General features: G+C 45.3%; 21 protein-coding genes. 5 read left to right on the forward strand and 16 right to left on the reverse strand.

The features are described 5' to 3' along the window. Positions 1-89: 89 nt before the first annotated feature. A complete protein-coding gene (locus tag NZ043_RS08365; RefSeq protein ID WP_289390681.1) occupies positions 90-557 on the reverse strand; it encodes a YfbM family protein in 468 nt (155 codons plus the stop codon). Between the two features lie 96 nt (positions 558-653). On the opposite strand from NZ043_RS08365, the gene NZ043_RS08370 reads away from it, so the two are divergent. Beyond that, positions 654-1,118, forward strand: a complete 465-nt coding sequence (locus NZ043_RS08370; RefSeq protein ID WP_047840920.1) for a DUF4385 domain-containing protein — start codon at positions 654-656, stop codon at positions 1,116-1,118. Positions 1,119-1,222: 104 nt separating this feature from the next. Continuing rightward, positions 1,223-2,530 (forward strand): VWA domain-containing protein, encoded by a 1,308-nt coding sequence (locus NZ043_RS08375; protein WP_133386311.1) that lies wholly within the window; start codon positions 1,223-1,225, stop codon positions 2,528-2,530. A gap of 22 nt (positions 2,531-2,552) precedes the next feature. Here the strand turns inward: NZ043_RS08375 and NZ043_RS08380 are convergent, their stop codons facing one another. Continuing rightward, positions 2,553-3,368, reverse strand: a complete 816-nt coding sequence (locus NZ043_RS08380; protein ID WP_133386312.1) for an SDR family oxidoreductase — start codon at positions 3,366-3,368, stop codon at positions 2,553-2,555. Positions 3,369-3,733: 365 nt separating this feature from the next. On the opposite strand from NZ043_RS08380, the gene NZ043_RS08385 reads away from it, so the two are divergent. Beyond that, entirely contained in the window at positions 3,734-4,393 is a 660-nt protein-coding gene (locus NZ043_RS08385) for a TetR/AcrR family transcriptional regulator (protein WP_133386313.1), read from the forward strand. Between the two features lie 132 nt (positions 4,394-4,525). On the opposite strand, the gene NZ043_RS08390 is transcribed toward NZ043_RS08385, so the two are convergent. From NZ043_RS08390 to NZ043_RS08410, 5 genes are all read right to left on the reverse strand, one after another. Further along, the gene (locus NZ043_RS08390; RefSeq protein ID WP_091035571.1) at positions 4,526-5,587 is read right to left on the reverse strand and encodes an LLM class flavin-dependent oxidoreductase; all 1,062 of its coding nucleotides are present in this window, start codon (positions 5,585-5,587) and stop codon (positions 4,526-4,528) included. A gap of 155 nt (positions 5,588-5,742) precedes the next feature. After that, positions 5,743-6,129 carry a retropepsin-like aspartic protease gene (locus NZ043_RS08395; RefSeq protein WP_091035568.1) on the reverse strand — a complete coding sequence of 129 codons (387 nt, stop codon included), beginning with the start codon at positions 6,127-6,129 and terminating at the stop codon, positions 5,743-5,745. Further along, entirely contained in the window at positions 6,126-6,383 is a 258-nt protein-coding gene (locus tag NZ043_RS08400) for a hypothetical protein (RefSeq protein ID WP_047840923.1), read from the reverse strand. Before NZ043_RS08400 ends, NZ043_RS08395 begins: the two co-directional genes overlap by 4 nt. A 109-nt stretch (positions 6,384-6,492) precedes the next feature. Beyond that, positions 6,493-7,305 carry a class I SAM-dependent methyltransferase gene (locus tag NZ043_RS08405; RefSeq protein WP_133386314.1) on the reverse strand — a complete coding sequence of 271 codons (813 nt, stop codon included), beginning with the start codon at positions 7,303-7,305 and terminating at the stop codon, positions 6,493-6,495. Between the two features lie 145 nt (positions 7,306-7,450). Beyond that, positions 7,451-7,792 (reverse strand): zinc ribbon domain-containing protein YjdM, encoded by a 342-nt coding sequence (locus NZ043_RS08410; RefSeq protein ID WP_017691576.1) that lies wholly within the window; start codon positions 7,790-7,792, stop codon positions 7,451-7,453. A gap of 235 nt (positions 7,793-8,027) precedes the next feature. Between NZ043_RS08410 and NZ043_RS08415 the strand changes: the two genes are divergently transcribed. Then, entirely contained in the window at positions 8,028-9,179 is a 1,152-nt protein-coding gene (locus NZ043_RS08415; RefSeq protein WP_133386315.1) for a VanZ family protein, read from the forward strand. 177 nt (positions 9,180-9,356) lie between these two features. Here NZ043_RS08415 and NZ043_RS08420 read toward each other — a convergent pair whose 3' ends face one another. The 7 genes from NZ043_RS08420 to NZ043_RS08450 form a co-directional block, all read right to left on the reverse strand. Next, positions 9,357-10,814: a carboxylesterase/lipase family protein gene (locus tag NZ043_RS08420; protein WP_091035556.1), complete on the reverse strand. Its 1,458-nt coding sequence runs from the start codon at positions 10,812-10,814 to the stop codon at positions 9,357-9,359. Between the two features lie 279 nt (positions 10,815-11,093). Next, positions 11,094-12,188 (reverse strand): metallophosphoesterase, encoded by a 1,095-nt coding sequence (locus tag NZ043_RS08425; RefSeq protein WP_091035553.1) that lies wholly within the window; start codon positions 12,186-12,188, stop codon positions 11,094-11,096. Further along, positions 12,188-12,526: a multidrug efflux SMR transporter gene (locus NZ043_RS08430; RefSeq protein ID WP_083684565.1), complete on the reverse strand. Its 339-nt coding sequence runs from the start codon at positions 12,524-12,526 to the stop codon at positions 12,188-12,190. Before NZ043_RS08430 ends, NZ043_RS08425 begins: the two co-directional genes overlap by 1 nt. Further along, a complete protein-coding gene (locus NZ043_RS08435; protein WP_133386316.1) occupies positions 12,523-13,293 on the reverse strand; it encodes an HAD family hydrolase in 771 nt (256 codons plus the stop codon). Before NZ043_RS08435 ends, NZ043_RS08430 begins: the two co-directional genes overlap by 4 nt. Positions 13,294-13,453: 160 nt before the next feature. Beyond that, a complete protein-coding gene (locus NZ043_RS08440; protein WP_133386317.1) occupies positions 13,454-14,827 on the reverse strand; it encodes an ABC transporter substrate-binding protein in 1,374 nt (457 codons plus the stop codon). A gap of 37 nt (positions 14,828-14,864) precedes the next feature. Beyond that, complete coding sequence (locus NZ043_RS08445) at positions 14,865-15,734, reverse strand: carbohydrate ABC transporter permease (RefSeq protein WP_133386440.1); 870 nt, start codon at positions 15,732-15,734, stop codon at positions 14,865-14,867. Between the two features lie 35 nt (positions 15,735-15,769). Beyond that, positions 15,770-16,645, reverse strand: a complete 876-nt coding sequence (locus NZ043_RS08450) for a sugar ABC transporter permease (RefSeq protein WP_036671737.1) — start codon at positions 16,643-16,645, stop codon at positions 15,770-15,772. Between the two features lie 198 nt (positions 16,646-16,843). Here NZ043_RS08450 and NZ043_RS08455 point away from each other — a divergent pair, with 198 nt between their 5' ends. Then, positions 16,844-17,416 (forward strand): transcriptional regulator, encoded by a 573-nt coding sequence (locus NZ043_RS08455; RefSeq protein WP_133386318.1) that lies wholly within the window; start codon positions 16,844-16,846, stop codon positions 17,414-17,416. 243 nt (positions 17,417-17,659) lie between these two features. Here the strand turns inward: NZ043_RS08455 and NZ043_RS08460 are convergent, their stop codons facing one another. Both NZ043_RS08460 and NZ043_RS08465 read right to left on the reverse strand, forming a co-directional pair. Continuing rightward, complete coding sequence (locus NZ043_RS08460; RefSeq protein WP_339311431.1) at positions 17,660-21,199, reverse strand: S-layer homology domain-containing protein; 3,540 nt, start codon at positions 21,197-21,199, stop codon at positions 17,660-17,662. A gap of 351 nt (positions 21,200-21,550) precedes the next feature. Then, the gene (locus tag NZ043_RS08465; protein WP_339311433.1) at positions 21,551-25,150 is read right to left on the reverse strand and encodes an S-layer homology domain-containing protein; all 3,600 of its coding nucleotides are present in this window, start codon (positions 25,148-25,150) and stop codon (positions 21,551-21,553) included. Between the last annotated feature and the right edge of the window lie 111 nt (positions 25,151-25,261).

Raw genomic sequence — 25,261 nt, forward strand, 5'->3', positions numbered from 1 at the left:
GCCTTGTGTCTATCAATAACCCGAATAGGAGCAGTTCAAACCTGTCTCAACGTCGGCCATAGAATTCCCATCATAATTTCAATGCTCACTTAGAAAACATAAAAGATGATCCCGTTCCCACTTGCAGCCGTGGCCTGAAACAAGGCCTGGATATCATCCACAGTCTGAACGATCTCCTGAAATGTCTCTTCCGCATCCCAATCTTCCATAACAGGGTAAACGCCTTCAGCGATCATCTGGTCCAGACTATACCGTTGCTTCAATTCCTCCGGTGTGAGCTGCTCCAATGCCATGTAGGCTTCCAGCACCTGCTCGTTACTAAGCAAAAATAGATCCATGTCCGAATAGTTTCCCACGTATTGCTCACCTGCGAGAGGCACCACATAGCCCAGGGGCGGCTCCCCTTCTAACAAGTTACCGTTCAGCGTGAATTGAAGCATCTGCCACGTTTTATCAATATCCAGATCCACTGCACAATCATGCACACTAATCTCACCTGACTTGATGGATTCAACTAACTCCTTCGTTACCACAAGATATCTGCCGGACATTCCCATACCGCTATCCCTCCTGTGTAATTCCTTCTATTGTTCCCCATTAACCGTGCTTGTTGGTTCAGAATCGGGGTAATCCCTATCAAGGAGGGTGTATACATGAAAAAATTTGATTACAGTCTCAATTATGATGAGTTGGATCTGCGCAAACATCCTGAGCTGTACACCGTAGGCCGAGGTGAGCAGGGTGTTCTGATGGTAGAGCCGTACAAAGGCGAGATTCTGCCACACTGGCGATTCAAAACACCCGAGATTGCGACAGAGTCATCGGAGAAGATCTATGAGCTATTTTTGGAGTATAAGAAAAAGGGAGATTTCGTGGGTATGGATATGGCTCGTAAATTTCTCCAGATGGGCTATACACGGGCCAGACGTTATACGAATCACAAAGGAGGACGCAAATACTCGAAGGAGGATGGCTCGATCCTGCCCTATCAGAATGATAAGGTGAAGGCAGAAGCGGCGGCCATATTCAAAGCGCAATGGGAGATTGCGAAGACGGATCCAGACTATGTGAAGATGAAGAAGGAGCATCGGGAAAAGTACGAGTCTGATGAGGCGTAGGATCAACGGTGAAAAGATTGACTTATGGAAACATTTGTCTCAGAATCGATCTTGTTACTGTTCATTTTCAACCATTATATTGGAGAAGAGAGGCACATCCGATTATGACAGATTCGTTCATTCACTTAAACACAGGCCAGAATATCAGTATCAACGAATTCGCCCAACTTCAGGTAACCATTCAATGTACATCATCTCCTTCTCCCTTGGATGTTAGCTGCTTTATGGTGAACGAAGAGGGAAAGGTCCCATCTGACGACTATTTTGTATTTTATAATCAGAAGGCTGATCCCCATCAAAGTGTTCTTTTGCAACAGGCAGAGAAACTGAAATCCTCGTTTGTACTGGATACAAATCAATTACGGCAGGCCCCTGTGGAAAAATGTGTGTTTACGGCTACTCTGGATGCGGGAGGTACTTTCGCCAATGTTCAGACATGTCAGGCGATTGTACGGGCTGGTTCCCAGCAGATTATCTATGAGATCACGCAGGTCACTGCGGAAACAGCTCTTATTTTCATTGAAATCTACAAGTATCGTGACGGATTCAAAGTTCGTGCGATTGGACGAGGTTTCTTTGGTGGATTGCAGCCGCTGGCAGAATCATTTGGTGTTGAGATCGAGAGTAACGACACCTCGGAAGCTGAACAGGTTCTTCTCACGGCACGAGCTGAAGTTGCAGCCGCCTCTCCAGAAGCCCTGGCACCTGTTGCTGCACCGAACACGAATCATGCACCGCTAAACCTGACCAAGATCGATCTCCTCAAACGTAAAGTAACCCTGTCTCTGCAAAAGAAAAAGATTGAACCTATACAGGCACGTGTTGCCGTTGTATTTGACGCATCAGGCTCCATGTACCATCTGTATCGCAAAGGCATCGTGCAAGAAGCCTTCGAACGTATCCTGGCGATTGCATCAGCATTTGACGATAACGGGGAGTTGGACGTCTGGTTCTTCGCCAAAGACTTCTTGCGTGCACCTAGCGTCACCGCCAGGGATTTCGAGAATTATATTGAACGCACATATACGCTGGGAAGCAAAGGTGGTACCAATAACGAACCTCCTGTGATGCAGGATGTCATTCGCAAATATACGATCGAGGAACCCGATGTGAACATTCCAACGTATATTATCTTTTTTAGCGATGGTGGAGTCAGTCAAAAAGGGAAAATCATGCGGCTTATTACCGAAAGTTCAACCAAAAATCTGTTCTGGCAATTCGTTGGCCTGGGACAAGCCAATTACGGTATTCTGGAGAATCTTGATGATATGACTGGACGTTTCATCGATAATGCTGACTTTTTTGCTCTCGACGACATCTCCAAGATCAGCGATGAAGAATTGTACGATCGTCTCCTCACTGAATTTCCAGGTTGGATAAAGGAAGCTCGGGCCAAAGGCATTTTGGCCTAAAGCTTTATCCCTATACCACTAATCAGGCTTGTACTTTTTCTGCTTTACCATCCTTGGAACGTGGACGGAGCATACTTCCTACAATTCGCAACATCAACTTGCGTGGCACGAGGCGGGTGAACTGCGCTGTCCAGTAATTACCGGCCCCCGGCACAGCATAAGGTTTGCCTGACTCGAGTGCTCTCATGGCCACCGCCACGACATGCTCAGGGGTATCACGTTTACCCACCGAGGCTTCATCAGCGCCCACTACATCAAAGAACGAAGTCTCGGTTGAGCCTGGGCATAGTGCCAAAAACTGAACGCCACGCTTCCTGTTTTCTTCATATAATGCCTCGGTAAAAGAAAGTACAAATGCCTTCGTTGCTCCATACACAGCCATATACGGATCAGGTTGGAAGGCAGCCGTCGAAGACACATTAATGACAGCACCATTTCGCTTCTGTAACATGCCTGGCAAGAAAAGATGCGTCATGTTTGTCAAGGCGAGCACATTCAACATAATCTCCTCCTGCTGGCGGGAACCATCCACCTGTTCAAAACATCCATGGGTAGCAAATCCCGCATTGTTGATCAGCATATCGATGTGTATTCCCCGATTCTGACATTCCTCATATACCCTCTGAGGTGCATCGACTTGAGACAAATCCGATACGATCACCTCAGCCCTTACTTGATATGTACGTTCTATACGTTCTGCCAATTGATTCAGTTTGGATTCTGTTCTGGCCACCAGCACAATATTTTTACCCTTGGAAGCCATTTCGAGTGCAAAAACTTCCCCAATACCTGAAGAAGCACCTGTAATAAGTACCCATTGATGCTGTTCTTTTATCATCTCTCATCCATCCTCTATGCATAATTTGAACACTTGTTTTTACTAGGAAACACTGTTTCTGTATAGAATCATCGTAACCAAAATCCATGACGCTGTCAAATACATTTGTTAAATTTGAATCTAGAACGTGGTGCTTACTTATTAAATTCGGATTAAATTGACGTCATCCGGCGTAAAACAGTAGAATGACCATAAGAAAAAAATATATCGACGTACTTTCATAGAAGACAGACCGCATTTAAGCTGAAGTTTTTCTTGCCATCATCGAATCCTTCAGCTCCGCTGAAAACGTATAAATTCTATAATCTTAAGAAAAGGAAACGTAGTTTCTGTTCAACAACAATACGGTTACGAGGATGAAATCAATGAAGGATCTTAATTCGGGTTCCACAGAATCTGCACATACGGTAACAACCTTTCAGGAAGCCAGACTCCAGCACTCGGATAATCTGCGGCAAAATATTGTGCATGCTGCTGCTGCTTTACTGCAAGAGCATGGACCAGAAGCCGTCACGGTACGCCGTGTAGCTGAACGCATGGAGTGCTCCACCAAAATCATATATAACCTTTTTGGCAAAAAAGAAGGGTTAGCCAAACATCTGTATTTAGAGGGATGCTCCCTCATGGCCCAGCGATTTGAAACTATACCCCGGCAGGCATCGTTCGAACAGTATTTCCGTGATCTGGCCTACGTCTACTGGGACTTCGGCATTTCTCAATCCAGCTTCTATCAGCTGATGTTTGGAGGATCTTTTTCCGAATTCAAACCAGATGGAGAAACCTTACAGGGAACAGCGACTGCACTGAAGCAAGTGTCTGCCTTAGTGGAGTTAGCCATTGAACAGGGAATGCTTCAGGTACAAGATCCCATGCTTGCAGTTCGGATGATCTGGGCTCCCTTACACGGTGTTATTCATCTGTATTTGGGAGGCCATATTGAGAGCGAAGAAGCTGCCAAAACCCTCTATGATCATACGTTATCCATGGTTATACACTCCCTTGTGAGTACATCTGCGAATGGATAAGCATTAAATCTGTGCTGTTTTAGATACTTTTAGAAGATAAACGAAAAAGGAGCAGGCCCATTGGCGTAATACGCCTAGGGCATGCTCCTTTATTTGGTTGACTCTATCTAGTTCCGTAACGGTTTCAGTCGATTAACGTGCCTCTTGGTTCTCAGCTTCCCAACGTGCAATTTCTTTGCGCACAATTGGAGCGACTTCTTTACCAAGCAGCTCGATTGCTCTCATAACCTCGTTGTGCGGCATTGTGCCGAGGGGGGTGTGCAACATGAAGCGTGTGATCCCGACTTCTTTACGCAGGTAAATAATTTTCTGAGCTACGGTCTCCACATCACCTACATACAATGCACCTTCCAGGCTGCGCGCCGCATCAAATGTCGCACGGCTGTAGTGTCCCCATCCACGTTCACGGCCCAGTATGTTCATGACCGCTTGCGCTGGCGGGAAGAATTTCTCCACGGCTTCGTCTGTTGTATCGGCAATGAAGCCGTGAGAGTGAGAAGCAACGGTCAGCTTGGAAGCATCATGTCCTGCATGTGCAGCTGCTTTTTTATACAGCTCCACCAGTGGTGCAAATTGTACCGGGCGGCCACCGATAATGGCAAGCACCAATGGCAAACCGAGCAATCCTGCACGAACTACGGATTCCTGATTACCGCCACTGCCAATCCATACCGGAAGTTTTTCCTGTACCGGGCGCGGGTAGATGCCCAGATTGTTAAAGGAAGGGCGGTGTTTGCCTTCCCAGGTTACTTTTTCCGAATCACGCAGCTTGAGCAGCAAATCCAGTTTCTCGTCGAATAACTCATCGTAGTCGTTCAGATCATAGCCGAACAGTGGGAACGATTCGATAAATGATCCCCGCCCTGCCATAATCTCTGCACGTCCGTTCGAAATGCCATCTAATGTCGCAAAATCTTGATATACCCGTACCGGGTCATGCGATGACAGCACGGTTACCGCACTCGTCAAGCGAATATTCTTGGTCTGTGAAGCTGCGGCCGCCAGAATGACAGCTGGTGATGAAGCGGCGTAGTCGGCACGATGATGTTCTCCCACGCCATATACATCCAGACCCACCTGATCTGCCAAAACAATCTCTTCAACAACATCGCGAATGCGCTGCGCATGACTGATAAGTTCTCCTGTTTTTACATCCGGGTTCGTCTCCACAAATGTACTAATTCCGATTTCCATTGTCTGTTCCTCCCTGGTATGAAGCGATCCGTTGTTCATCTAACCTATTGTAAGTAGATCACCTTTTGTTATGTATCTTAATATTGAACTATTTTGATAAAAAACACAAGTACCCTCTGTTTCCAGAGGGCACATTTATGTTTATTTTCTATAGATTACAGCTTATCTATACTTAATTCCATCAGGTTGGCATTAATTACAACACCGGTCTGTTTCATAAAATTAAATCCCAGAATTCCGTCAATCTCCAAACCATAATCCATATTTCCTATTTCAACTTGAAAATCATTAATCGTTGTTCCATCTACAGTTATAGAATCGAGTGACTTGGTGTAAACATACTCTATACCGCCTACACCTCTTATAATATCAACGAGATCATCCTCTTCAGGAACCATTCCTACTTCCCGAACTGCATCTGCATTCAACAATGTACTAGCTGATCCGGTATCCAAAAGGACTTTTTCTAATTGTAGTACTTCTCCTCTAAATTCAAGTTTTATGCTTATGAAGGGTAGACCATAAAACTCTGAAATTTTCATCGAGGACCTCTCATGCCAACATATCGTTCTCTTGCCACAACTTCTGGACGTGAAGTGTGAAAAAAGCAGTATTCCCGTCTGGGATCTTCCTGATGCAATTCACCATAACGTTTTAGTGCCTTTGTAGAATCATCAAATGAATCAATCACTGCCATCTCTTCAATATAACGCTGGCCTTCTCTAGAATGCGCCTTGGTTGCCTCAAAAACGACCCACTCATTAGGGAATCGCTCCTGAACTTCCTTCCATTGCATAGTGACACCTCCAGACCATTAGATAGAGATATTATATCATGTGGAAACAGTATTCCACGGGCTGACATTCTAAAATACATAGATTTTTAGAGCATTGCCTGTAAGTCTATTATTTCTTCCTCCCGATGTACAGCAGATGCGACGAGATTCCCAATATGGAAGGGTCTTTGGCGGCTTCGATCATATATTGCATGAGTTCATCGTACTCGCCACGCTCTTTCCAGTATTGCTGCTGCTCGTCCGTGAGCATCGCTCTAAGGCTGGATGAACCAATCAAATCAACGGTTTCAAATCCATGTTGCTCCATGAAGGGTGCAACGTCCTGAATATTAAAATAGTATGCTCCCGTAAATCGTCCTTGATCCTGATGATCGAATATACCCTTTTCCACAAAAGAATGGATTGCTGCCATGTTATCATTCGGTTTCCAGTGCTGCGGAGATTGCAGCGAATTGATACTCATGCGCATTCGGCTTTGCATCGCTACAAACACCACGCCTTCTCGCTTGGTCACACGGTACAACTCCCGTACAGCAGCCATCCGCTCTTCGTCTGTCTGTAGATGATATAACGGCCCCAGCATGAGGGACGCATCGTACGTCTCGTCAGCCATACCGGAGAGCGAAGTGGCATCGAGAACATGGAACCCATCGAATTGCTGTGTCAAACCAAACTCCTGAGCCTTTTGCCTCGCAGTATCCACGGAGGAAGGTGTCAGATCCGATAAAGTGACTTGGTACCCCAGCTTTGCAAGCTCCATGGCATACTTTCCTGGTCCTGCGCCATTATCCAGAATACAACCAGTAGGGGGGAGATGTTCCCTGATGTAATGCATGTTAATGATGAATTCAATTGGTTCCCGCTCCAGTCTGCCCCACTCATCAAACCCGGAATAATATTTAATAATATGATCTCTCTTCATCGCTCTGACACCTGCCTTTTCTTATATGTAGACCACCTAACCATGTTCAAAATTAAATTCCAACCAGTATATATCTACTAAATATTTCCTGTCAACAAAAAAACGTTCAATTTCCATTGAATGCGGAACTGAACGTTTTTCGATCTTATATCTTTTTCACAAACTCAGATTTCAACTTCATTGCACCCAAGCTGTCGATCTTGCAATCAATATCATGATCCCCATCAATTAGGCGAATATTCTTCACCTTCGTGCCCTGTTTAACTACAAGCGAGCTACCTTTTACCTTCAGATCTTTAATGACGGTAACGGTATCGCCATCACTTAGCACATTTCCGTTGGCATCACGGATTACTTTTGCATCCTCTGCGTTATCATTGTCTGCTTCCAAAGACCATTCATGCGCACACTCCGGGCAAACCAGCAGGTTACCATCCTCGTACGTGTACTCCGAATTACATTTGGGGCAGTTAGGCAAATTAGACATATGTATTAAACTCTCCATTCTACGATTGGCATTCCCGCAAGTATACGGGATTTCGGCGGTATATTCCATACGATTGCTCACTGCAAGGATGGATTTAAACCAAATTTAAGGTTCTTGCATCCCTCACTTTAAGGGTAACTACTTATGATGTAACTAATAGATACGCACTACACATACATGAATTTTTCTGTTTCTATGAATGTTATTATATTTAATACCAAAGGAGTTCCTACTCATGTCCTCATATGTTTTCCCTGTGCAAACGGCTTTTTTGATCTTTGTTGTTGCGGCCATGTTTTTGCTGGTGCCGTGGTTGATCTATGGTTATCGCAAAGACGGCTTCTTCAGTTGGTCACGGTTTGGCGTGAGCTTTTCTTTTATCTTTTATATTCTAGCTGCCTATTGCCTCGTTATTCTTCCGTTTCCGACTACGCGAGATACCTGTGCGCAGCAAGCCGCTGACACGATCTACTACAATCTGGTTCCATTCACTTTTGTCAAAGACATTATGAAAGAAACACCCATTGTATGGTCTCAGCCATCTAGTTATATCGGAATGATTCAGGGCAGAGCCTTCTTGCAAGTTCTATTTAACGTCCTGCTTCTTATGCCGCTGGGTGTATATATCCGTTATTTTTTTCAAAAAAGAGTCTTCTGGAAGTACGCCCTGCTAGGTGGATTCGGGCTCTCCTTATTCTTCGAGATCACCCAGATCACCGGATTCTACGGGTATTATAATTGTCCTTACCGTCTCTTTGATGTAGATGATCTGTTATTGAATACTTCAGGAGCGGTCATTGGATTCTTCACAGCGCCCATCCTGCTTGCTTTATTCCCATCACGTGCAAGCATTCAGGCGAAGAGCGAACAGATCGTGGAGCAAAACCAAGTGTATGTTATGCCTCAATTGCTCGCGTTAATTATCGATGGAGTTGTTGTTGTCTTCCTCTCGAATCTGATTTCGATCTTCACAGCATCTGATGTGATCAGTGATGCGCTAAGTACATCCATTGCTATGGTCATTGTGCTGTTCTTCATCCCTTGGGTAAGAAATGGGGTAACTCCAGGCTCAATTATCTTGCGATTCCGCTATGTAGATCATCAGACCGGCACACCCACCAGTGAATCGTTATTCAAAAGATTTGCCGCACTCTATGTTCCCTGGCTGCTAGTTACGATCATTCGCCTGGTCAACGATTATGCTTTTTCAGGTAAACAGGATGCTATGCTCCAGCCTTATCAAATATTGCTTTCCCTGGGAACAGTCGGTGTCTATATGTTGGTCTATGCCGTGCTCTTCATTCATGTCTTAATTGTGCTGTTCTCCCGTGGAAAACGTTCCTTCTACTTCGATGAGGTGTCACGCACGCGTGCCTCTCGTAAATAATGTTTGGAGTATAACAATGCAATGCAATGCATAATGTATCCCCCTAATTGGTACTTACGTTCTGCTTACTCTCCAGCCGGATTACAAAAAGAGGAGGTTCATTCTGAGAATGAACCTCCTCTTTTGATTAAGCGTATAGCAGTTATTCAGAGTATCCATTCAAATAATCGGCTTGGATTATAACCCTAACAGCTCTCGCTTGGCTGCATCCGGATCATGTAAGACCTCAATCTCATGGTTGAAGATTAGTGTCGCACGATCCTGCTCATATTCAGGCCAGTTCACACCTGCAACTTCAGGTTGGCCATTCTTGGCAAAGGAAATCCAGGCATCCTGTACCTTGAGGGCAAGTGCCGCCGCAGCTTCATCCGGCTCCGCATTCATGAATTTGAGGACATGCAGTGTATTAAACACAAAGAACATCTCGATGCTGTGAATCGCTCTTTTTAACAAGGGATGTTCCGGCATCACCCAATCAAAACGATACATCCACACTGGGGCATACTTCTGCTGTGCCGCAGCATATTGCAGCGCTGACCGCCAGAAGAACATATCGGTCATGACTTGGGCTTGTCCATCTGCCGTTTTTGGATAACTATCCGCGATGGCTACCCGGTTCTCCAGATCTGGTGTCATAAAGTCTACGCCCTGAACCATATCGATTTCTTTTGAAAAAGGCACATGCGGCTGGATGAACAGTGCACCCTCGTGCAATGTCGTACCAATCAGCACCGGAATATCCTGCGCTGAACCTTCGCTCACCGCCTGAAGTGGCACCTGTGGTAATGTATGCCCATCCAATACAGGTTGGAACAATAATGCCATACCTGCCCCGCTCTGCTGTTTGACCGTTTCACCCGCTGCAATAATCTGCTCTACAGGAATTGTATTTAACCTCTGCAGGTTGTCCCGCTCCACCCCAAGAATCTTTAACATCCCTTCCCGCAACGCTGAAGCTTGCTCTGCCGGCATGAACTGGGATGCACCGCTCTCCATAATGGCACGTTGGAACAGTCCTTTGGCCGCTGGCATCGCCATCAGTGCTGCAATACTCATACTGCCCGCTGATTCGCCGAACACCGTAACTTGATCCGGGTTACCACCAAAAGCAGAGATATTATCCTTCACCCACTGTAATGCCGCAACCTGATCCAGCAGACCTGCATTGGATACATATGAATCACCTAATGGAGCCATATGCAGGAAACCCAAAGGTCCTAATCGGTAGTTGATCGTCACAACGATGACGTCCCCCCGAACCGCTAACTGTGTACCATCATACATCGGCTGGCTACCTGAACCTGATACAAAGGAGCCACCGTGAATCCATACCATGACCGGCAATGGTGTTGCTTCTTTTTCCTTAGGTGCCCAGATGTTCAGATATAGACTATCTTCTGACTCACTCGGAATTTCTGTCAGGCCTTCTGGTTGATGATTTCGAGGTTGTATATTCTCAGGTCCAAATTGAGTGGCCTGTCTGATTCCATCCCATGACTCGGGCTGTACCGGAGCCTTGAAACGCAGCTCACCTACCGGAGGTTTCGCATAGGGAATGCCTTTCCATACGCTTGCATCGTGCAAAAGTTCGCCTTGAACGGTACCATATGTCGTTTGAACCTGAAGTTCTCTCATGCCGGTTCTACTTCCTCTCCGTAAATAGGTTAAATTAACGAGTATGTGCATATCATGTGTACTTATTTGAGTATAGTTTGTAATCATACCCATTTACAACTTTACCCAGCTCTAGCCTCACCTGCTACGTTTCACGTGGAACTTTATGGGGTGGATGATCTGAACATAACTTTAAGATGGACACCAAAAAGGCCACCCTTTGAGCAAAGTCATCAAGTTTAACTTTTCTTAATGGCATTGACCCTTAGCATGACCCTTTCCCGTTGACTATCCAAATAACTACCCTTCTACAGGATATGACACTGTAAACTCAACACCTTCAATCCATTCGCCTGCGACAAAGTCCCGTCCCTTCACAACCACTCGATCCTTATATATCTCCACATGAAGTCCTTCACTGCCCTCCAGATGCTCATCCTCATCTGTCCAGAGATAACCTACAGAGGACGCATTAAACATGGTTGGCATGTGCCCCGCACCATCGTACATCGTATGCTTTGCTTCAAGTTGCCAATGGGTATGTCCCGAGAAAAGGATCGCTTGCGGGTATTTAGCCAGAACGGCCTTAAGTTCTGCATCCTGATTCACACCATACCAGCCTTGTTCCTTCAGCGATCCTGCTACCGTATCCATGAGTGGCTGGTGCAAGAACAGGAAGATGGGATGATCTGGCGTTGCATGCTCAGACAATTTCGCATCCAGCCACTCCAATTGTTCAGCCGACATATCACAATCCTTCGGATGAGGTTGCTCGGTGCCCAGGAAAATATAATGATAACCATCAATCCAGTGATCGTGGTAAGAGCCCTTCATGCCGGTTATTGCTTCAAAATCACTCAATCGACGTTGCCATAACCCGGCGACTGTAATGGGGTCGACTCCTGAAGAGATCGGTCCCTCATCCTGACCCTCCTGCTCCGGAGGTGCAGCCGACAACGTATATGTCCCGACGGATAGTTGCTCAATCAGTGCAGCTGATTCAGCAGCGGTTTGTTTTGTTACCAGCTCCATTTCTGCTTCCTGCTCCAATAACTCAGCTACTTCGTCCTCTTTCATCTCAAGCAAAACGATCGGTGGATCTTGCCATACCACGGCTCCAATATCATGATTACCTACCGTGTATCTGATGTCAGGCAAGCTCTCCGCATGTTGCTTCCATATGCGTTGCAACTCACGATATTCGCTCGGCAGACCTCGATCCGTCACATCGCCCACATGCATAATCCCGCTGCTCCCCTGACTAAATGTAGCTATGTCGGCTAATGCTTGGTCCAGATGCCGGTTATGAATATGGTCTGCCTCTTCTCGCACATGTGTGTCCGTAATAACCTGGAAGCTGGCAATAGGTTGCTCCGGTGTATGTTCATTTTTCATCAAGAATCACTCCATTTCAGTCCAATAATGCCAATCAAAATAAAACCGATCCATACCATCGACGTGAGCCGCAGACGTTCACCAAAAAAGTAATGCCCTACAACGCCAATGAGCGTAATGCCCACCCCAGACCAGATCGCATAGGCCACAGCCAGCGGCATATACTTCACTGCAAAATTAAGAAAGGTAAAACTTGCGCCATAACAGACAAACATCAACACCGAAGGCCATAACCGCGAGAACCCATCCGATACTTTTAGCAAAATGGTAGCACTCAGCTCCAGCCCGATGGCCAGTGCCAACAGTACCCAGCCCAAGTAGGCGTGACTGTTCGTCATCGATTCAGCCCACCATTCAGCAATTCATGGAAGGATTGAATTGTTCTGTCCGCCAAGCGGATTCTTCCCGGTTCTCCAATCCCAATCCTGTACCCCGCACCAGCGGTTCGTGCCATCTCCATGTCTCCGTCCGTATCTCCAATAACCACAGTATGCTGTACAGGTACTCCCAACCGTTCACAGGCAAACAGAAGCATATCGGGAAAAGGTTTCCCCCGTTCCACCAGATCTGTGCCAATCACCACGTCAAAAAAGGAATCCAGTCCCATCCACTGTAAATGTTTAATTGCACTTGGTGTATCATCTGCCGTCACTACACCCATAACCACGCCTTCGGTACGGCACTTTTCAAGGAATTCTTGAACGCCCGGTAACGGACGTGCCGGACGATGCTGCTCCATCTCTTCCTCCGCTTGCGCCAAACACTCCCGAACCATGATCTTGGCTTCCGCCCAGCTGAGACCCGCACGATATCCATGCCACGTCAGCACGGCGTACACTTCATCCATTGTGCCCATGGCCAGTGGGCCCCGTACGTCATACCCATTCATTCGGCCCTGATCATCGTGGAATGTACCCCAGATCTGTGGGAATTCATCTGTGTCGATACGGAGTCCTCTAGTCGCTAACTGTTTTCTGAAGTCGTTCAACACACAATCAGTCCAGAACCCCCACATGCCCGTAAAATCAAGTAATGTTCCGTCCTTATCGAACAGAACGGCTTTAATCGGATTTGATAATCCATCCACATACGTTTCATCTTGCATTGGTCAAACTCCTTGTCTGCAATCTTTATGAACGGAAAGGACGGTACAGCATGTACCGCCCTTTCCGCTTGAGTTACTTATAGTGATTAGTGATACGTTATGTTTACAATTCAGTCAGGTTCACGACCGAGTCTCTTGGAAACAGTTCTTGTCGATATCGTTATTTCGTTACACGATCCAGTTCCTTCTGCGCTTTCTCTTTTGCTTCCTTCAGTGCTTGTTCCGCTGGCATATTATTGATCTGTACCTGATCAGCTGCATCCTTCAATGCATCATTGATCTTGCCACCCGTTGGATCCTGGAATGGAGCCGAGGCGTGAGCTGCTTGTTGCAATGGTACCGTGATCTGTGGATTTTCCTCACTGAACTTCATGAACTCTGGATCTTGTTGAGCCGATTGACGTACTGCGATATATCCGGTGTTCATGGACCATGAAGCTGTGTTTGAAGTTTCAGAGAAATACGTAAGCCATTTGTATGCTGCCTGCTGTTGCTCTGGACTTGCTGCTGACGGAATACCTGCCGATATGGCACTTGCTACCGGTTTTCCTTCACCAATACCTTCCCAGCCTGGTTGTTGCATTGCAGCGACTACGCTAAAGTCCAAGTCACCTTGGTCACCACTAGATCCGGTGTAACCTGCTGCTTTATTTTTCATCACATCATCAATCGTTTTGTACCAGTACTCCCAGCCCTGACCTCCATAATGAATGCCCATAATCTTGTCTTCGTTAATCCATTTACGGAACAAGTCCCATGTCTCGATCCATTCCGGGGAGTCGATCATAACGGTTTTGCCATCGTCGCTAAGAATCTGTCCGCCCTTACCCAGCACGGCATCAATCATATTGTCTCTACCCCACATCGGTTCCCAACCGTAGAAGGTGGTCTTGCCATTTTCTTGTTTGCTTATCTTCGCAGCCGCCTCAGCCAGATTCTCCCATGTCGTCAGAGTTGCTGGGTCAATTCCGTTCTCCTTGAACGTATCCATACGGTAATACATGATTTGAGTTGTACCGTACATTGGCAAAAAGTATTGCTTTCCATCCACCTGTCCCTGGTTCAGGAATGTCTGAATGAAATCGTCTTTCTTAAAATTCGGATCAGCGGCAATCATCTCATCCATAGGTGCATAATATCCTTTACGTGCCCAGTCTATATTGGAGCTGAGTACAGCGGCTGGAACCTTCTTGGAAGCAATTGCTGCTTGCAGCTTCTGTTCCGTTTCCGTGTAATCTGCTTGTACAATTCCTTTTACAACGACTTCGTTCTGGGAGGCGTTGAACGCATCAATCGTCTTTTTCATGTTATCGCCCAGATTACCACCCAGACCATACCAGAACTCAATCTCCACCGGATCTTTCGCCTGAGCTTCGGTTCCACTGGCAGCAGCCGTAGTGCTTGATTCTGCGGGTGCTTGCGTTCCACAAGCGGTCAGTAGAGCAAAGCTGGTCGCGAGTACCAGCGACATGCCACCCTTCCAGTTCAACCTCAATCTCTTTTTCCATGTCATGCTTGCCTGACTCCAATTCATTGTTGTTCCTCCCGTTTTAGGTGAATGGTAGTTAATATCAGTTCTTGTTCACACCAGCCGTGATATTCACGCTCTGCATGATCGTCTTCTGGGTGAACAGGAAGAGAATAAGTAAGGGTGCGATGGTGAAGGCACTCGCAGCCATAATCTGTGGCCAAGCCAGTCCATATGCCCCCCCTTCTACAAAGAAGCTGCGCAGACCCGCCGATACCAGCTGTAAATCAGGGTCTTTGGTGATGAGCATAGGCCAGAAATAGTTGTTGTACTGTTCAATAAACGTAATCAGCACCATCACGGCGAAGCTTGAGCGAACAAGCGGCATGATAATCGTCCAGAGAATCCGGAAGTGGGATGCACCGTCCAGCTGTCCGGCTTCCACCAATTCATGCGATACCTGCATGAACGCCTGCCGGATCAGGAAGATCGAGAACACGCTGACACAGTTGGATACAATTAATCCTGTGTAGGAATCAAGCAGATTAAGTTCGCTAAGCACCAGGTAACTAGGCAGATATACGGCTGTACTCGGTATCATATAACCCACCAGAATCAGGGATGTCAGTACACCTTTGAGACGAAATTTCATATGTGTTAGGGCGTACGCCATCATACTGGAGTTGACGATCTGAAATAGACAGATGGCTAATGCTACCCCGGTACTGTTTAGAATGTAACGGGCAAATGGTGCCGCGTTCCAGGCATCTACATAGTTGCTCCACAGGAACGTCTCCGGCCAGAAGGTCGGCGGGAACTGCCAGATCTCATCATTGGTTTTGAACCCGCTAATGACCATCCAATAGAAGGGAAAGGCTGTACCCAGCGCGATAACGGCTAACAGAAGGTAGCGGATCAATTTACTTATTTTAAAATTCGGTTGTGACACGTTCTGCAAGTCCTTGCGCTTCATCCGTTTAGAGTTTTTGTTGGGCAATGTCATTGTCATTAGTAGTGCACCAGGCGTCTGCCAAGCAGGAAGGATACTCCCGACAGCAACACGCAGATCAGAATAATCACAACGGCGATGGACGAAGCCTCACCTACATTAAAGGATTCGAATGCAGACTGGTAATACATGTACAGCAACGTTCTCGTTGATCCCGCCGGTCCACCCTGCGTCATGACATTGATCTGGTCATAGGCTTGCAAGGACTGGATTGTAAGAATAATCGATAGAAAGAATGTTGTTGGTGAGATCAGCGGCAATGTGATACTTCTGAACTTGTCCCAACCGTTGGCTCCATCGATTGAAGCTGCTTCAAGCAGATCGGAAGGTAGATTTCGTAGCGCAACGAGATAAAATACCATTGCCCATCCTATCGACTTCCAGAGCGTGACAATCAGAACAGCAACCAACGCCCAGTCCGCGTCACGCAACCAGCCGATCGGAGATACGCCAACCCAGCCCAGCATCAGATTAGCGAGTCCGACTTCTGGCTCAAAGATCCAGGACCACGCAATGGATACCGCAACTGTCGGGGTGACCCAAGGTGAGAATAGTAATGTCCGGAAGATGCCGGATGATTTGATTTTGCTATTCATGAGCATCGCAAGCGCCAATCCGCCCACAATGGTTGGGATTACACTGCCCAATCCGAATAACAAGGTGACTTTCAGTGATCGATAGAATTCAGAGTTTGTCAGCAGATAACTGTAATTGTCCAAACCAACAAACAGCTTGTCCGGGCTCATAAAGTCCCAGTCGGTGAAACTGAGATAAACGATATATCCCAGAGGTCCCAGCCAGAAGATCAGCAATGGGATAAGAGCTGGCAGCGTGAATAGTACCGCCTCAGACTCCCTCCATAGTTTTAAACGCAAATCCCCCACTCCTTACTGTCCAATTTTTCTTTAATGATTGGGAATTTTTGAGTATAATCGACTTTATATTTCTTCTGTACAAAATTGATTGTACACTCGTATTGAAAATTCTAATTCCGGCTTATGTTAAAATTGGAGCAAGTCATGTAAAATATGAGGCAGCTAGTGGGAACGCTATCATAAACCAGAGGTGACATTGTGGGAAAAGAAACCGCCGGGAACCCGAATCATTCTTCGTTACCTGATCGGCATGCGCTGAGGGAGAGAGTTATTGAGGCCATCGCCAATACGATGGATCTATATGGGGTTAATCATACGTTTGGCAAATTGTACGGCATCATGTATTTTGAGGATCGTCCGATGACACTTGAAGAGATGAAAAACTCGATGAATATGAGCAAGAGCAACATGAGCTATGCGGTTCGTTCGCTTACAGAATCACAGATGATCTATAAACTGGAGGAAAAGAAGGAGCGCCAGGATCAATATCTGGCTGAGACCGACTTCTATCGTACGTTCCAGAATTTCTTCGGAGCCAAGCTCCAGCGGGAAGTAGATGTCATGTTAGAAGGCATTCGTGAGGTCATTCCTGACCTGTCCGCAATGATTCTTTCGGAGCATACCTCTTCTGAAGATCGAGATGATGCACTGCGCGATCTGCACAAACTCCAACACGCAGAGCAATATTACGTCTGGCTCCAAGGATTCGTGGATCAATTGCGAGACGGGAAATTTTACGAGAATGCTGCACACGCACCCAACAAAGAGTAGTACAACTGCGTAAACAGAATAACTAGTAGGTGACCCAGGGGCGCTAACGAACCTAGACGATCTGACGTACCATTGTTGAGTCACACTAAAGCGCAAAAAGGAGCTGTTCCTAGCCAATGTATGGCTTTTTGGAACAGCTCTTTTTTTATTCTATCTATTGTATTGTCATATCCTATCCGTCATTAGGGGTTCTCTTTTCCATATGCTACTGCGTTAATGACCCCTTTTTTTCTTTTATAAATATTACTTTTGCGCTGCAGCTTCGATATCTGCATATGCCCAGTGTGTTGCTGGTACATCACTGAACGTTGGCGTAACTGCACCAGTGATTGGTGCGCGGTTGAACAATACATTCAACACTTTCACGGCTTCAGCACGTGTCAACTCGGCATTCGGTTTGAATGTACCATCGTTGTAACCAACCATCAGGCCAGCGGATTGCACATAAGCAATGGCTTCTGCTGCCCACAGGTCTGCGGATACGTCTGTGAAGGAAACTGCTGGACCATTCACGGTTGTTGCACTCGCCTGTTGCTGCATCCAGCGATACGCAATTGCCGCCATCTGGGCACGAGTAATCGAACCTTCCGGTGCAAATTGAGTGTTGCTCATGCCGTTCATGACGCCAGCGGATTGTGCTTTTTGAATCTCACTTGTTGCCCAGTGTGTCGCAGATACATCCTTGTAACTCACGCTATTCGCTGAACCTGCTACTTCAGTTGGAAGATTGCGAGCCAGCATAGCTGCCATCTGTGCACGTGTTACGAAGGCATCCGGACGGAAATCTGTACCGAAACCTTGGATGTACGGCGGATGTGCACTTTGTGAAGCTTTCAGTCCATCCACAACAACGAGAGTGAACGTACTGAATTTGGTTACGGTAAATTCGATGCCTTCGCTGTTATCTGCGAGTTTCACCAATTTGCCTTGAATCAATTCTTTTGTGCCGTCACTGTGTTCGATATAGATCGCCAGGTTGTCCAATGCTTGCTGACGAGCAGCCGGATCGGTTGGCAGACTATCACGCAGTGGCAAAGTCAACGTCACTTCGCGGCTCTGCATATTCGTTTCGATCTCTACTGGGCGAGCCAGTACACGCACATTCGCATCCGGAGCAACCTGTTGAATCAATTGCTCTTTCTTCGCACGCTCTTCGACTTCCTTACGCTCGGATTCCTTTTTCAAAGGTACAACGCGGAAGTACAAGTCTTGATCGAATCCAGCGATGGAATTCGTCGGAACGGAAATCACTACATTTTCAGTGGAGATTTCAAGTTTCAGCGAACCATCATTCAATTCTTTTACCGCTGCCTTAGGCAGTTCAATACGTGTCTCGGACACGGCATCTTTGGTGTCTGGGATGACAATGCGTGCGGTGTTCATGTTTAATTGCTTCGCTTTTTCCACCGATTCCTTGGCAATCGCTTCGGTCATCTTCACCAGATCTTTAATCATGCCGTTGGTTTCGGTTGTACGTGTGATTGGTGTCTTGGTCAAGTTGGTGCCATTAGCTCCATTAACGTCAACCACGATCTGCTCTTGTTTCGTTGTTGGTCCAGGTGTAGACGTTACTGGTGTGGTCGTGGACGATCCACCACCAGCACCACCACCTGTGCTTCCACCCGGGTTAGGCGTTGGAGTATTGGATGTAAACGTAAGTGTTGTCCATTTCCATGGCGGTGTGTTGCCTTTGGCTCTTACACGAACCACAATTATTTGGTTCCCCTCGAATCGATCTGTACTGGTAAATTTATTCCAAGTCACCCCATGATCTTTGGAGTATTCCATCGTTTCATCTGCGCCGATAACAACATTGGCTGTGTCATCAGCAGAAACATTGGGCGCTGGGGGAGCAAAGAACAAGTCAAATGCTCTTTGAATATCTTTAATTTTTTCATATCCTCCAACAGGTCGTTCACTAAGCATCCACTCTGCAAGTTGTTGTTGCTCCGCATTCGTTGATAATGTTACTATCTGGTCAAACTTCAGAGGGGGTTCCTGAAGACTTAATCCTGGATTGTTGGCTAAAAGTATTTGGTACTGCATTTGAAGCATTTGGTACAAATTCAAGTTATTTAATATCTCACTCGCTGTCTCTGCTTGGTTAATTGAAGGGAATTCTTCAGATAGCGTAAACATTAGACCTACAGCCGATTCAGTGTCCATTGCAACAGAAGTGAACTTCGCAATATAAGCAATTAACTGCTGATCCGCCTGGTTAGATTTCAGATAAAAATCTGCTGCTCTCTTGAACTGTTCAAACTCTTCTTCAGAAAACAGATTAGCACCTTTTACAATGACCTGATCGTAAATGTTATTTAATGCAGAAGCCATATCACGGTAATCTAACCGATACCCCAAAAGGATATTGATACTTATATCTACAATAAATTGAACCTGATCTTCATTGTAAGATCCCGATCTCGGAGTCATTTGGACTAACGTAGCAGCAACTGTCTTTTGTTCTTGATCTGTTAGCTCACTAAACGCTCCAGGGTGATTGAGCAGATCTGTATTTTTTAATATGGATAACACTGTAACTTTATCCTTGAGAACTATCGCTGCGTTCAGCTGCTTCAGCGATTGCTTCTCAGGAGTGCCAAAGAACTCATCAAATGTTTCCTGCGCGGCTTTATATGTTAAATAGCCATTACCCGGCTTTTTCAACAGCATCCAGTCAGTAAGCTTTTCCATTTCAGTCATGTCGGAGGAAATGCTTTTCATTTTACTAAAATCAAGCGGGAATGTACCAACGAGGGTCTCTTTATCTGTGCCTTTAAAAGCCTCTGCTTGTTCTTGAAGCTGATATAATTCCATTAGCGCATTAATCATTTCACTCTGTGTTGAGGCATTCGTGAAATTGATAATTTGGCTCGATGCCAGAGAAAGATTCATAACTGATTCTTCAAGGGATGAATTATTAGCAATTCGTTGTAGCTTAATTTTGAATGCCAGCACGTTCCGTTCCAAATCAGAAGCCATAAAATATCGATCTAACATCGGTTTAATCATATTCAGATATTCAGGACTAACCGACGCTGCAAAAGTAAGAGTTTTTTCGTAATAAGCAGTCAATCTCTCTTGGACATCGGACAACTCATTTACTTTCATTACTGAAATACCTTCTTGAATATAATCTACCAAAAATTGAACCTCACTGTTACTCTGATACCCATTAGCAGGTTCATTCATTTGTCCCGCTAAAGTTACCAGTGCATTCTGCTCTTCCAGAGGTAGAGATTCAAACTCCGGCGTAGTAGTGATGAAATTTTCATTTTTGAACAGTTCAGTTATTTTAGCTGCGTCAAAATTTTGACCAATGGAGTTATTAAACTCACCCAACGGTGTAGTAAATTTGATGGATGTCATCTGATAAGCAGTTTCCATACTGTATCTATCCTGAACAATTACATTGAAATAATAGGTCTCACCATCGCTTAAACCCGTAATTTGTTGGTGAAAAGTACCATCTGTAGATTCCGAACCCTGAATCCAACGGTCATAGGAATAATCGGTTGTCTGACCGTTAATTGTAGCAGCGTCTATTAGATTCGGTTTGTCAGATAAGAAAACCCGATAATACAAATCAGGCGGGGAAGTAGAATCGGAATAGGCGTATGTCCAACTAATTTCAACCGAGTTGTCATCTACACCTTTCACTGTAATTAGGCCATTGTTCCCTGGATCGGTATATCCTCCTGCACTTACCTTTCCTGCTGGTGCCAGCCATGGAGCTACCAACACCAAAATGAGCAACATGCTCATTATTTTTCTGTATTGCATCTTCTCTTTCCTCCCTAATCTCGCTTCTCTAAGATAGGCCTATTGTAGTACACAACTCTGAACGGATTCTGAACAATAGAGCATATAAAAGGGTTTATAACCATCTATATAGATATAATTCGTGAGAAATATCATTTTTTTCGTCATTATTCAACATTTTCATTTTGAGATATATTATCTAAGACCTATAAAAATACATAACGCGAGTCCAATCACATCTTAGAATACACTTCTCTGAATTTCAGTAGAACAAAGAAGACCACCTATTTAGGGTGGCCTTCTTTTCTTCTACTTTGTTAGCTTGCTCATAACTAAACTACTTGCTGTAAGCCTCTTAACCTTGCATAGATATTACTTTTGCGCTGCAGCTTCGATATCTGCATATGCCCAGTGTGTTGCTGGTACATCACTGAACGTTGGCGTAGCTGCGCCAGTGAGTGGTGTCCGGTTGAACAATACGTTCAACACTTTCACCGCTTCAGCACGCGTCAGCTTACTGTCCGGTTTGAATGTACCATCGTTGTATCCGACCATCAGGCCGGCAGTTTGCACGTATGCAATGGCATCTGCTGCCCACAGGTCTGCGGATACATCTGTGAAGGAAACCACTGTACCTGTACTTGTTGCTGTGCTCGCTTGTTGCTGCATCCAGCGGTACGCAATCGTTGCCATCTGTGCACGGGTGATCGAACCTTCCGGTGCAAATTGAGTGTTGCTCATGCCGTTCATGACGCCAGCGGATTGAGCTTTTTGAATGTCACTTGTTGCCCAGTGTGTCGCAGATACATCCTTGTAGCTCACGCTATTCGCTGAACCTGCTACTTCAGTTGGAAGATTGCGAGCCAGCATAGCTGCCATCTGTGCACGTGTTACGAAGGCATCCGGACGGAAATCTGTACCGAAACCTTGGATGTACGGCGGATGTGCACTTTGTGAAGCTTTCAGTCCATCCACAACAACGAGAGTGAACGTACTGAATTTGGTTACGGTAAATTCGATGCCTTCGCTGTTATCTGCGAGTTTCACCAATTTGCCTTGAATCAATTCTTTTGTGCCGTCACTGTGTTCGATATAGATCGCCAGGTTGTCCAATGCTTGCTGACGAGCAGCCGGATCGGTTGGCAGACTATCACGCAGTGGCAACGTGAGTGTAACTTCGCGGCTCTGCATATTCGTTTCGATCTCTACTGGGCGAGCCAGTACACGCACATTCGTGTTTGGAGCAATCTGTTGAATCAATTGCTCTTTCTTCGCACGCTCTTCGACTTCCTTACGCTCGGATTCCTTTTTCAAAGGTACAACGCGGAAGTACAAGTCTTGATCGAATCCGGCTATGGAATTCGTCGGAACGGAAATCACTACATTTTCAGTGGAGATTTCAAGTTTCAGCGAACCATCATTCAATTCTTTTACCGCTGCCCTAGGCAGTTCAATACGTGTCTCGGACACGGAATCTTTGGTATCTGGGATGACAATGCGTGCGGTATTCATGTTTAATTGCTTCGCTTTTTCCACCGATTCCTTGGCAATCGCTTCGGTCATCTTCACCAGATCTTTAATCATGCCGCTGGTTTCAGTTGTACGGGTAATCGGTGTTTTGGTCAGGTTGGTGCCGTTAGCTCCATTAACGTCAACCACGATCTGCTCTTGTTTCGTTGTTGGTGCAGGTGTAGACGTTACTGGTGTAGTCGTGGACGATCCACCGCCTGTGTTTCCACCCGGGTTAGGTGTTGGCGTATTGCCATTATCTGTGCTGCTATCACCATTCTGTGTAAAGACAAACTTCACAGCGCGGCCTGGCAGTTCATCGCTGATTGCTTTGTAACGAACCCATACCGTTTTGTTGCCGCTAAGGTCCATTTTTTGAATGAAGGCAACATCAATCCAGTGCAACTTATTATCAAAGGAGATCTCCATCGTGTCGTCCAGACCTGTCAGGGTGTTATTGATGTCATTCCCCTTCACATCAGGAGCCGTAAAGAATCGGTTAAATACATATTGTAGATTACTAACATCCTCATAGCTGTCTTGCTCAGTGAGCAACCATTCCGCCAACTCCTTTTGGTCTTCAGGACTCAGCTCTGCTCTTCTGGATAGATCAAGGGCGCCTGTACGATCAAACTTGTATTTGTTGAAGAATGCTTCACCTGTAATGTAATCATTCATAGCTGAATCAAGCCATTGATTCATTCGCGGTATAGAGGTAGCTTGCTCAAATGAATCGATAGGCATAGAGAGGAGATTCAGGACAATATCAGGATCAACAATATCCCCTTTAGACACTCCTTCCAACCTTTCAATTGCAACTAGATGCAAGTAATTGAATGCCAGTACACCTTTATCTACTTTGCTACGTTCCAAATGTTGTTGTCCAAGGCTGCGTAACACATATGTCTGTTGGTCATTAAAGTGATTAGGTCCATTTACTAATTGCTGAGCGAGCAGATCCAGCTTATTCCTAAGAACACTGAGTTCCCTCTGCTCCCAAACAGATTGTGCCAATACACCAAGTTCAATCATATATTGGACCTGTTCTTTATTTTTGTAATCTTTATTAACATATTCAATCAGGAATCCTGCAAGGAAATCTCTAACCTGCAAAGACAAGGCACCGTATCCATTGGGTAAAGTAATACCCAGATCAGGATCTTCCATAGCTAAACGCATAGCCGCTATATTAACATTAGTTTTTGCAGTATTTAAGACAGTCAATGGATCGCTTTCGTTATCATCAGGGAAAAATTTATTATATGCAGTCTGGATTTCTTCAAAACTTGCATACCCATTAACCGGTCTTTCACTAAGCATATGTTCTGCTAATTCTTCTTGTTCTTCGGAAGTAAGATCATTCAATTTGCTAACATCCAAAGGGAATTTTCCAAGTGGTTTTTCTTGGTTTTCTTCTTTGGAATTATACGATTCAATATCTTCTTGAATTTCTAACATATTTATTAACTTGTTCACCATCTCTTCTACTGTTGTTACCTTGTTAATAAAAGGGGTGTCTTCCAATGCAGATTTTGTATAATCGAGTATTTGTGAAATATCAAGATTTCTGGTGAGTTTACCCTCATATCTGAAAGCTGCCATACGTCTTTCAATTTCAGAGGAATCAAGATAATAGTGGATACGTTCATAGTACTCATTATCTTCTTCCTGGTTATGAAATTGTAGCTGTAGTCGCTCTGCTTGTTTATTAAAAAATGCATCAAGGACTTCTCTGGAGTCAAGTCCACCAATTTCTCGAGGAAGATTCCGAGCTTGCAAGGCTAATTGCACTACATATTGGACTTGTTCCTTACTCTCATATCTACTAGATGCTGGTGGGCTTGACTCCTTTAACATGTACTCTGCAATCTCATATTGCTCATCCTCAGACAACGATTCAAAATCGGGATCAGCTAAGAAGTCTTTGTTACTAAACAGCTCCATTACTTCTGGTATAAAATCGGTGTAATTATCCAAAACTTTTCTCTCTTTAACATCGTTGAATTGCTCCAACGGACTCAGCTGTGTATTCGGATTGAATGATTTCATCTGATAGGAGGCTTCCATATCATCTTGATCTACAACCATCACATTATAATAGAGCGTTTCGCTGGTATCTAAACCTTGAAATATTTTGGAGAACGTATCGTCATTAGATGTTGAACCCAACACCCAATCCTCATCTCCATACTCTAGATTGTCCCTGATCTCTGTCATGTTGTTCAGATTAGAAGTATTAGAAACAAAGACCTGATATTTTAGGTTACGAGTTTCAGTGGTGTCAGAGAAACCAGCGCCCCAACGCACCTCTATGTTATTATCATCAGTAAGCTTGACAGTAATTAATCCATTTTTGCCTGGCACAGGGCTTGAGCCACCTGCACTAACCTTCCCTGCTGTTGCCAACCATGGAGCTACCAGCACCAAGATGAGCATCAAACTAATTATTTTTCTGTAATTCATGTACTTGATCCTCCCTGTCTCATGTTTTTTACATATAAATTCAATCCCTCTGATACGTAAGGCCTATTGTATTGCAATGCAATAAACAGAATCTAAACAAAAAGAGTAAGT

The sequence above is a fragment of the Paenibacillus sp. FSL k6-2145 genome (assembly GCF_037976585.1).
Taxonomy (GTDB): domain Bacteria; phylum Bacillota; class Bacilli; order Paenibacillales; family Paenibacillaceae; genus Paenibacillus.